This window comes from Proteus myxofaciens ATCC 19692, assembly GCF_001654855.1.
Lineage (GTDB): Bacteria > Pseudomonadota > Gammaproteobacteria > Enterobacterales > Enterobacteriaceae > Proteus > Proteus myxofaciens.
The window spans coordinates 34,939-45,170 of the sequence record NZ_LXEN01000050.1 but is presented as its reverse complement, the minus strand read 5'-3'; the positions used below and the strand labels follow the sequence as shown (position 1 = coordinate 45,170).

The 10,232-nt window shown below is 37.9% G+C and carries 10 protein-coding genes and 1 tRNA gene; 4 read left to right on the top strand and 7 right to left on the bottom strand.

Features of this window, described 5'->3' with window-relative positions:
• The 5 genes from M983_RS05985 to rpsU form a co-directional block, all read right to left on the bottom strand.
• A partial coding sequence (locus M983_RS05985) for a bestrophin family protein (protein WP_066748570.1) occupies window positions 1–661 on the bottom strand: 661 nt, incomplete at its 3' end.
• A gap of 543 nt (window positions 662–1,204) precedes the next feature.
• A tRNA-Ile gene (locus tag M983_RS05980) sits at window positions 1,205–1,281 on the bottom strand.
• A gap of 306 nt (window positions 1,282–1,587) precedes the next feature.
• Window positions 1,588–3,444, bottom strand: a complete 1,857-nt coding sequence (rpoD, locus tag M983_RS05975) for an RNA polymerase sigma factor RpoD (RefSeq protein WP_066748568.1) — start codon at window positions 3,442–3,444, stop codon at window positions 1,588–1,590.
• 191 nt (window positions 3,445–3,635) lie between these two features.
• Complete coding sequence (gene dnaG / locus M983_RS05970) at window positions 3,636–5,384, bottom strand: DNA primase (protein WP_066748576.1); 1,749 nt, start codon at window positions 5,382–5,384, stop codon at window positions 3,636–3,638.
• Between the two features lie 113 nt (window positions 5,385–5,497).
• Window positions 5,498–5,713 (bottom strand): 30S ribosomal protein S21, encoded by a 216-nt coding sequence (rpsU, locus tag M983_RS05965; protein WP_001144069.1) that lies wholly within the window; start codon window positions 5,711–5,713, stop codon window positions 5,498–5,500.
• Window positions 5,714–6,055: 342 nt separating this feature from the next.
• On the opposite strand from rpsU, the gene tsaD reads away from it, so the two are divergent.
• Complete coding sequence (gene tsaD / locus M983_RS05960) at window positions 6,056–7,078, top strand: tRNA (adenosine(37)-N6)-threonylcarbamoyltransferase complex transferase subunit TsaD (protein WP_066748566.1); 1,023 nt, start codon at window positions 6,056–6,058, stop codon at window positions 7,076–7,078.
• Between the two features lie 58 nt (window positions 7,079–7,136).
• On the opposite strand, the gene M983_RS05955 is transcribed toward tsaD, so the two are convergent.
• Window positions 7,137–8,000: a LysR family transcriptional regulator gene (locus M983_RS05955; protein WP_066748563.1), complete on the bottom strand. Its 864-nt coding sequence runs from the start codon at window positions 7,998–8,000 to the stop codon at window positions 7,137–7,139.
• Between the two features lie 144 nt (window positions 8,001–8,144).
• Between M983_RS05955 and M983_RS05950 the strand changes: the two genes are divergently transcribed.
• Together M983_RS05950 and gloA are read left to right on the top strand one after the other, a co-directional pair.
• Window positions 8,145–8,465 (top strand): putative quinol monooxygenase, encoded by a 321-nt coding sequence (locus tag M983_RS05950; RefSeq protein WP_245684019.1) that lies wholly within the window; start codon window positions 8,145–8,147, stop codon window positions 8,463–8,465.
• A 43-nt stretch (window positions 8,466–8,508) separates the two neighbouring features.
• Complete coding sequence (gloA, locus tag M983_RS05945) at window positions 8,509–8,997, top strand: lactoylglutathione lyase (protein ID WP_066748559.1); 489 nt, start codon at window positions 8,509–8,511, stop codon at window positions 8,995–8,997.
• 121 nt (window positions 8,998–9,118) lie between these two features.
• Here the strand turns inward: gloA and plsY are convergent, their stop codons facing one another.
• Window positions 9,119–9,775, bottom strand: a complete 657-nt coding sequence (gene plsY, locus M983_RS05940; protein WP_066748556.1) for a glycerol-3-phosphate 1-O-acyltransferase PlsY — start codon at window positions 9,773–9,775, stop codon at window positions 9,119–9,121.
• A 104-nt stretch (window positions 9,776–9,879) separates the two neighbouring features.
• Here plsY and folB point away from each other — a divergent pair, with 104 nt between their 5' ends.
• Window positions 9,880–10,230: a bifunctional dihydroneopterin aldolase/7,8-dihydroneopterin epimerase gene (gene folB, locus M983_RS05935; protein WP_066748553.1), complete on the top strand. Its 351-nt coding sequence runs from the start codon at window positions 9,880–9,882 to the stop codon at window positions 10,228–10,230.
• Window positions 10,231–10,232 lie beyond the last annotated feature (2 nt).

Sequence of the window (10,232 nt, the reverse complement as noted above, 5' to 3'; positions counted from 1 at the left end):
GATAGACAGTTCGTTGCAATATCAATGTATAAGCAAAAGGAACAGGTGTATTAGAAATACGCTCACAACCACCTAATACTTCAGATAAACAATTGATATCTTTATTTATTGATTGAAATATTACATCGCTAATTATTTTTTTATCTCTTAGCTCACCAATTTTTAAACTAATATGTAATAAAATTCGATTAGTGGGATAGGGACTGTGACTAATTTCATCAAATAATGGGCGAGGGAGTAAGCGATAAAGATCAACCATAGAACTAGTCTTTCTTAATTCATGTTTTAAGCTCCAACTAAAGGCAATTAATAAATTAGAAAATTCTCTATTAAAATTTTTATCTTCAGGCAATAAGCTTTTTACATTTCTTAATATATTTCGATGGGTAATTAACATATTACCCCATAAAGTTCTCGCCTCAACTAGGCGACTATAACTTGCATTATTTCTAAAACCAAGGAATATCGCGATAGCGATACCTAGCAAACTAAAGGGGGCTACTGTTAAATGTACACCTAATAATTCATACCATTGATATACTAGAATGGCGATAATAGACATAACGACATTAAGAAACAAACGAAAGGTTATTTTTGAAAGCACAGAACCATGCCAATCAAATAACCGAAAAAACCAGTGTTGATTAGGACGAATAACCATAATTATTTTGTATTTTAAATTGAATTAATTAATATATTATCTCAATTCCCGTATAAATAATCTATTCTTATTTTGTTATGGTTAGAGTATTAAGTAAATATTATTTAAAAAGTTTGTAATATAGTGAGATAACAATATTTAATGATGTTATTTTACTGCCCCTCTTTTTGTTCTAAATAATTATTAGCTATTTTTTTCGTGGTGTCTGAAGTGCGTTGTGTTGCCGAGTTAACTGGAATGAAAGATTGTTTTTCTTTTTTGTATTTTCTGAATTTGCATCCTATACCTGTATTATCTTTTTTGAAGCATCACAATTGATAGTTTATCAAATATCTTATCTATTAAGAGATTTAAGGTAAAAGGGAGATAACTGATATGAATAAAGCTCAGTGATAAAGATCGGCGCTAGGAAAGCAAGTGACAAATGATGAAGTAATACGAGGTATATAAAGCATTGTAGACATTTTGTCGCCATTAGCTTTTAGATACAAAAAAGCCACTTGCTAAGAAGTGGCTTAATGCGCTGATTTAACAGCTAAAATTTGGTGGCCCCTACTGGACTTGAACCAGTGACCAATCGATTATGAGTCGACTGCTCTAACCAACTGAGCTAAGGGGCCTTAATGGAGAGTGATTATACGTGCCATTTATCGCGAGGTCTAGCCTTTGTGTGACTGTATGCGCAATTTATGTTCAATTTAAACAAGAAAATTTTTTGTAAGATAATAACTTTGATATCAATAACATAGCGTATGTATTTTTGTTGATGTGGATACGTAAAAAAAGAATGAAGAATATTAGGGCTGTTTTTTATAAACTGATAAAAAAATATCATATGTTTACGATATAAAATATTAATTTATATAAAAAAGCGCCTGTGGTTTCTCACAGGCGCTTATGATGATTAATCTAAAGCGGATAAAGCTTTATTCATCAAGGAAGCTACGCAATACCTCAGAGCGACTAGGGTGACGTAATTTACGCAATGCCTTAGCTTCTATCTGACGAATACGCTCACGAGTAACGTCAAATTGTTTACCTACTTCTTCTAAAGTATGGTCAGTATTCATATCGATACCAAAACGCATACGAAGAACTTTTGCTTCACGCAGTGTTAAGCCACCTAATACATCATGTGTCGCTGAACGTAAGCTTTCTGATGTTGCTGAATCTAATGGTAATTCAAGCGTCGTATCTTCGATGAAATCGCCTAAATGTGAATCTTCATCATCACCAATTGGCGTTTCCATTGAGATTGGCTCTTTTGCAATCTTCAGCACTTTACGGATTTTATCTTCCGGCATCAGCATGCGTTCTGCTAATTCTTCAGGTAAAGGCTCACGTCCCATCTCTTGTAACATTTGACGAGAAATACGGTTTAGCTTATTAATCGTTTCAATCATGTGAACAGGGATACGAATTGTACGTGCCTGATCCGCGATTGAGCGAGTAATTGCCTGACGTATCCACCATGTTGCATAAGTTGAGAACTTATAGCCACGACGGTATTCAAATTTATCAACCGCTTTCATCAGACCAATATTCCCTTCTTGAATAAGATCAAGGAATTGTAAGCCACGGTTGGTATATTTTTTCGCGATAGAGATAACTAAACGTAAGTTCGCTTCAACCATCTCTTTTTTCGCGCGACGCGCTTTAGCTTCACCGATAGACATACGACGGTTAATATCTTTAACTTGTTCGATTGTCAGTCCAGTTTCGACTTCAATTTGTTGTAACTTTTGTAAGCTACGTTGTACTTCTTCTTCAATGCCTGCCAGTTTTTCAGACCATGGCTTGTTCATTGCACGTGCTGCTGTGAACCATGTATCGTTAGTTTCATTACCTGTAAATAATGTAATGAAGTTCTTCTTAGGCATTTTTACTTGTTCAACACAAAGACGCATGATGTGACGTTCATGAGTACGAACTCTATCCATCATTTCGCGCATATTGTTAACTAAATAATCAAACTGTTTTGGTACAAGACGGAACTGTTTGAATATTTCAGATAACTCAAGAATTTCGCGCTCAGTATCTTTGTGCTTGCGACCTTTCGCCTTGATAATTTGGCGAGTCTTTTCGTATTGCTCACGAAGATCAGTAAATTTTTGACGAGCTAATTCAGGATCGATGCTGTTATCGTCATCGCTATCGCTGTCATTGTCGCCATCTTCATCTTCGTCTTCATCTTCGTCATCGTCGGCGATTTCTTCGTTTTCTTTTTGTTTACCTAAATTTACATCTTCACTTTCTGCCACTTCTTCGGCATTAGGATCGATAAATGCGGTAATTAAATCAGAAAGACGGGCTTCGCCTGCTTCAACACGATCATATTGTTCAAGAAGGTAAGTAATAGCTTCTGGATATTCAGCAACTGAGCATTGAACTTGGTTAATACCATCTTCAATACGTTTTGCAATATCAATTTCACCTTCCCGGGTAAGCAGTTCAACAGTACCCATTTCGCGCATATACATACGCACTGGATCTGTTGTACGGCCAATCTCAGATTCTACGCTAGAAAGTACCTGAGCCGCGGCTTCTGCCGCATCATCATCAGTGTCATTTGAATTTTCTGCCAGCATCAGATCATCGGCATCAGGTGCTTGTTCCATAACCTGAATGCCCATGTCGTTAATCATCTGGATGATGTCTTCGATTTGATCTGAATCGACGATATCTTCCGGCAGATGGTCATTGACCTCAGCATAGGTCAGGTAGCCTTGCTCCTTACCTTTAGTAACAAGAAGCTTTAGCTGTGACTGCGGGTTTTGCTCCATAAGACGGTATCCACACTTCAAAGTAATTTGGGTTGGTGTCGGTCGGCGATAAACTGTTTAGCCAACAATAACTATAACTGCGAAGAGGCTTTTTCATTGTCTATTGCTACGGGCCTCTCAACGTAGCAAATGTAGGTTTATTTCCTACCGATAGCGGCAATTAAGCCGTGTTTTTAATCTTAATTCTGTATTTACTTTTTAACGCGAGCCTGTATTATCAATTGGACTTCTTTGCGCTCATCTTGCGTTAGTCCTTCTGTTCTCTCTTTGGCTATCAGATGGTTTAATCGTTCATCCATTGCCGTTAAAAAAAGATGATCTAATGTATCTGTGAATGTTTTTTCTGCAATCTCATCTATATCTATATCGTTCCACATTGCCAACTTTTCAAGCTGTTTACCGAATTTATTCTCTCTGTAGAGTTCGATAATTTGTCCTGTATTCAGGCCTGGCTGTGATTGGCAGACAGAAACTAATTCAACAAATAACGATAATCCTGCTATTTTTTCAGTGTTTAATCCCTCAAGAGGGGGCACTAATTTAGAGAACTCTGGATTTTGTATCAACAACGCAATAAGTATTCTCATTGGTGTCGTACGCAATTTCGTTGGTTGATACGATATTTCGTGATTATTTGTGGCTCGACCAAATAAACGATCCATCTGCTCAATATCGGGATTCCCCGTTAAACTTCCAAGCTCTCTTAATAAATATAGACGTAAAGTTTCACTTGGGATCTGATCAATTAATGGTCGGGCTAAGCTGTAGAGCTTGCCATTACCTTCTTGCGTGCTCAAATCCACTTGTGGAACTAAAGATTCAAATAAAAATTCTGATAAGTAATGTGCTTCTTCCATGCGCTTTTCAAAGGCTTCTTTACCTTCGCGACGCACCAATGAATCAGGATCATCACCGTCAGGTAAAAACATAAAGCGCAAAGAACGGCCATCATTTAAAAAAGGTAGCGCGGTTTCTAATGCTCGCCATGCAGCGTCGCGTCCGGCTCTATCCCCATCATAACAGCAAAAAATATTATCTGTTGTTCTAAAAAGTAACTGTATGTGTTCTGCTGTTGTTGATGTACCTAATGAAGCGACTGCATAATCAATACCAAATTGCGCTAACGCCACAACATCCATATAACCTTCGACGACTAATAATTTAGTCACATCTTGGTTTGACTGCTGTGCTTCATACAAACCATAAAGTTGACGACCCTTATGGAATATTTCTGTTTCTGGTGAGTTTAAATATTTGGGTAAATCATCCCCTAATACGCGGCCACCAAATGCAATAACGCGTCCACGCCTATCCCTAATAGGAAACATAACACGCTGACGAAAACGATCATAAGTACGACCATTATCATTCGTTATTATCATGCCTGCTTCGAGAAGTAGGGCTTTGTTATCGGCACTTTGTCCAAAACGTTTTAGGATATTATCCCAACCACTCGGCACAAATCCGATTGAAAAACGTGTAATAACATCTTCACTTAAACCTCGATGCTCAAGATAATGCCTTGCTTCTTGTGCCTCAGGTATATTGAGTGCATCACTATAGTAGTGATTTAGTTTCTCCATCACCTGATAGAGATTTTGTCTTAAATGTCGTTCAATTGGGCTACTGCCTGTTCCTGATTCATAAGGAACTTCTAACCCATGCATTGCTGCTAACTCTTCAATGGTTTCGACAAAATCTAATCTGTCGTAGTTCATTAAAAAATCAATAGCATTGCCATGCGCTCCGCAACCAAAACAGTGATAGAACTGTTTATCGCTATTTACTGTAAAAGAGGGCGTTTTTTCATTATGAAACGGACAACACGCTGAATGATTTTTGCCTTGTTTTTTAAGCGGCACACGAACGTCGATAAGATCGATAAGATCAGTTCGAGCTAATAAATCATTAATAAATGAACGTGGAATTCGTCCAGCCATAAGCCCTTTTACGCCTGTTGTTGAACGAGAATAAGCCGCGCTCTCAAAAGAAAGCACGGCCTTTAACTGCGACTACAGTGTCTGCATAATTTGCGGTGTTAACCCGCAAGTTACTAGTACAGACGAGTACGACGTGCGTTTTCGCGAGCTAATTTTTTAGCGTGACGTTTTACTGCTGATGCTTTAGCGCGTTTACGCTCAGTCGTTGGTTTTTCATAAAACTCACGACGACGAACTTCTGCTAATACGCCTGCTTTTTCACAAGAGCGTTTGAAACGACGAAGAGCAACGTCAAATGGCTCGTTTTCACGTACTTTGATTACCGGCATGTGCCTCTCACCTCAATAGAAATCGGTTTGTGCTGGCCTATTTTTAGCCAGCCGACATTTAAAATGGTGCGGAATTTTACTTCAATGCAGGGCACTTTGTAAAGAGATGCACAAAAATTGAAACGCAAACTCTCACTTTTGTGTCTTTTTTTAGTTAGCACACAAAGCGATAGTCGTTAACCACACATTTAAATTACATAAAATAGGCATAAATTATAGACCAAAAAAAGAAATTTGTCACATACTGGTGTGTAAAAGTTGTTATCGGGGCATATTAAATCATCGAAATAATGCTACAATTGCGTTATTACGCGAATACGCGAGGAATAATTTGGAAGCGTCATGCGAGTTTTAGGTATTGAAACATCATGCGATGAAACCGGTATCGCAATTTATGATGATAAAGCCGGTCTATTAGCAAATCAACTTTATAGCCAAATAAAAGTGCACGCTGATTATGGTGGTGTCGTTCCTGAGCTTGCCTCACGAGATCATATTCGTAAAACTGTGCCACTGATTCAAGCCGCTTTAAAAGAAGCAAACTTAACAGCAAAAGATATTAATGCCGTTGCTTATACAGCAGGCCCTGGGTTAGTAGGTGCTTTGCTTGTTGGCTCAACGATTGGTCGCTCACTGGCGTTTGCGTGGGATGTTCCTGCTATTCCTGTTCATCATATGGAAGGGCACCTACTCGCGCCTATGCTTGAAGAGAGAACGCCTGAATTCCCTTTTGTGGCTTTACTTGTTTCTGGTGGTCATACACAGTTAATTAGTGTGACAGGTATTGGCGAATATACCCTTTTAGGCGAATCTATTGACGATGCTGCTGGCGAAGCGTTTGATAAAACAGCTAAATTGCTAGGATTAGACTATCCTGGTGGGCCTGTATTATCAAAAATGGCACAACAAGGTGTTGAAGGGCGATTTGTCTTTCCTCGACCAATGACGGATAGACCCGGACTTGATTTTAGTTTTTCAGGATTAAAAACCTTTGCGGCTAATACTATTCGTAAAAATGATGATTCAGACCAAACTCGCGCAGATATTGCTCGTGCATTTGAAGATGCAGTTGTTGATACGCTAGCTATCAAATGCCGTCGTGCTTTAGAACAAACGGGCTTTAAACGTTTAGTGATGGCAGGTGGTGTAAGCGCGAATCGGGCATTACGAGCCAAAATGGAAGCCGTCATGAAGCAAATTGGTGGCGAAGTGTTTTACGCTCGTCCTGAGCTTTGTACTGATAACGGTGCAATGATTGCACTTGCTGGCATGATCCGTTTTAAAGGTGGCACGCAAGGTCCCCTTGCTGTTACGGTTCGTCCTCGTTGGCCATTAGCAGAACTTCCACCGTTAAAAGATAAATAATTATCTGAAATTTCTAAATAAAATGGCCCCTAACTGATTATTAGGGGTTTTTATTTTTTTAATATGTGGCAGGCAATATTCTGTTTTCATCTGCTTTCATAAATGTAATAAATTGTTCTATTGCAGTCTCATTTCTAAAACTTGCCCATGCAAGACAAGTCTCTGTTTTTATTAATTCTTTACCTACGATATTTTCTGGAAATTGAAGGTCAGTTATCACATTTTGTGGAACAAAACTGATACCAAATCCGTTGATGACCAATGCTTTAATTACCTGATAACTTTCAATATCCACGATATGGTAACGACCTTTAGGTTGACGTTTGATCCATGCTTCAATCATTGTTCGATATAGACAATCATTACCAAAGCTATAGACATTAATTCTAGAATCTCTTTTAGAATCCTTTGTTGGTAAACCTACTTTTTGTAAATATGACTGAAAGCCTGCTTGGCTCTCAATTTCAGGATGCTTTAGCGGGCCATCAGAACAAATAATATCGTAACGATTATCTAATAGCCCATTTTCAAGTTCACGTGAGTAGCCACGATAGAGTTTTAATTCATAATTCGGATAGGCTTTTTGAAAGGCAATTATTTTAGAAGGTAACCAATAATCAGCAGCAATATCAAGAGCACCAATTCTTAGAGTACAATAAGATGTATTTGATTGATATTTCTTCTCAATATCGCCTGCTAACGCTAAAAGTTGGCAGACTTCATCATAATAATGTAGCCCAAAAGTCGTGACGGTTAAGCGTCCTTTTTCTCTGGTGAAAAGAGGCGCTGAAAGATCTGATTCAAGTTCTTTAATCATTTTTGTGATATTTGAAGGAACACAAAATAATGCATCAGCCGCTGCTATTACACTTCCTAAGCGGACTACATGATAAAAAGCCTCTAAATATCTTATCTTTAGCATATTGATTCACTTTTTTTGAACTGTATTGTTTATTTTAATTCATTTTTATTAAAATATCACTTGCCTTAGGATCCATGCATCGGAAGTGGTATCGAAAAGATGAGCACTTCCTTTACTGAGTATTGAGAGATTTAAGATCCTCTCATGAAAATAATTCAAATAGGGCTATATATCATGATTATTCTCAATGTGTTTTTTAAAGTCGATCCTATGAAAAAAGCTGATTTTTTGCAGGTTCTACACAATATGGTCACCGAATCGAATAAAGAAGAAGCTTGTCTACGCTATCAACTTTGGAATAACGATGCAGATCCTTGCCATTATGCCTTAATAGAGGCATGGAAAAATAAAGAAGGATTAGAAAAACATCAAAAAACAGCGCATTGGATAGCATTTAATGATGTAGTGAATAGTTTTCTAACTGAAAATTATGACGAGAATCATTACCAAGAAATTATTAGCTAATGATATATGTCTTGATACTCGAGGCATTTAACAGAGTATTTTTATGAATAATACAATAAATAGTTCAGAAACCGACGATTACATCTTTAATCACACGATGATCCGAGTGAAATCATTAGGCCCATCATTGCATTTTTATCGTCAAGTATTCGGATTTATTCCAGTATATCGCCAAGATTTCAGCGAAGATGCTTTTACTATTGTGTATATGGCAAGAGTCGCTGAAAGTGATATACCTCAAGATGATACAATGCGCTATAAATGGGTGTTATCACAGTCTGGGATTCTTGAACTTACTTGGAATCATGGTACAGAGCAACAAAAGAAATTTAGATACCATAATGGTAATGATGAACCTCGTGGTTTTGGTCATCTGTGTATGGTTGTACCCGATATTACAGAGGCTTGTGAGCGTTTCGAACGTCTAGGCGTGACTTTTAAAAAGCGTCTTTCTGAAGGTCGTATGAGAAACGTTGCTTTTATTCTTGATCCCGATGGTTATTGGATAGAAGTATTAGAACTACCTCGTTAATATTACCTAAAATTAACGTTTCTATTGTATTAGAAAGCCACTTATTTTAGCTGTCATCGAATGATTGGATAGTTAAAATAAGTGGCTTTCGTATTTTAATTTTCAGTGGCGCTATTTTACATTAATCTTCTTTTTCTTGCTCTTTTGCTTCTTGAATAATTTCTTTATCTGTTTTTGCGGTCTTTTTTTTCAATTTATGCCAAATTCGGCTCTCTTGACCACGCCATAAACGTTGAATATTGTCATGATGGCGGTAAAGTACTAAGCAGGATAATAAAGCAACGGGATAAGTGAACTCGGGTTTAAACCACCAAACGTAAAAAGGTGCGAGTAATGCACTAACAATCGCACCTAGTGAAGAGTAGCCACTTAGTAATACGGTTAATAGCCATGTTCCTGCGATTAATCCACTGAGATCCCAACCAATAGCGGCTATGGCACCAAAGGCTGTAGCAACACCTTTTCCACCTTTAAAGTGGAAAAAAACGGGATAAATGTGGCCAAGACAAGCAGCAATAGCAACGATACCAAGGTAAAAAGGAGGCACATTGAGATAGTAAGCGAGCCAAACAGGGATCATCCCTTTTAGGACATCGCAAATAAGAACAGCGGCCGCTGCTGTTTTTCCACCGATACGTAAAACATTGGTGGCGCCTGGGTTACCAGAGCCAAATTTTCTTGGATCAGGTAATCTAGCTAATCGGCAGATCAAAATCGCGCTGGAGATTGAGCCGCACAGGTAGGCGAAAATGATCATTCCAAGTGCGTTAGCACTCATTTGTATTCTCCAAGGTTTAAGTAAGTTCGTTAAGCATGTATGGATAATACGCATATTTCATCGGAAGTGGTATCCGATGGGCAGAAAAAATAAGAGATGACGTGATGGATATCGTATTTATTGAGCAATTATCAGTAATAACCACAATCGGCGTATACGATTGGGAAAAAACCATAAAACAAAAATTAGTGTTCGATATCGAAATGTCTTGGGATAACAAACGCGCATCCCAAACTGATGATGTTGCTCATTGTTTAGACTATGCAAGTGTAAGTAATGCAATTATTGAGTATGTTGAATCGCAGCGTTTTGAATTAGTTGAACGTGTTGCAGAAGAAATTGCTCAATTGCTTATTACCCAATTTGCTGTGCCTAAAGTTAAAATAAAATTAGCAAAACCAGGTGCTGTATCACAAGCAACGAGTGTTGGTGTGATTATTGAGCGTAGTGCTTAATT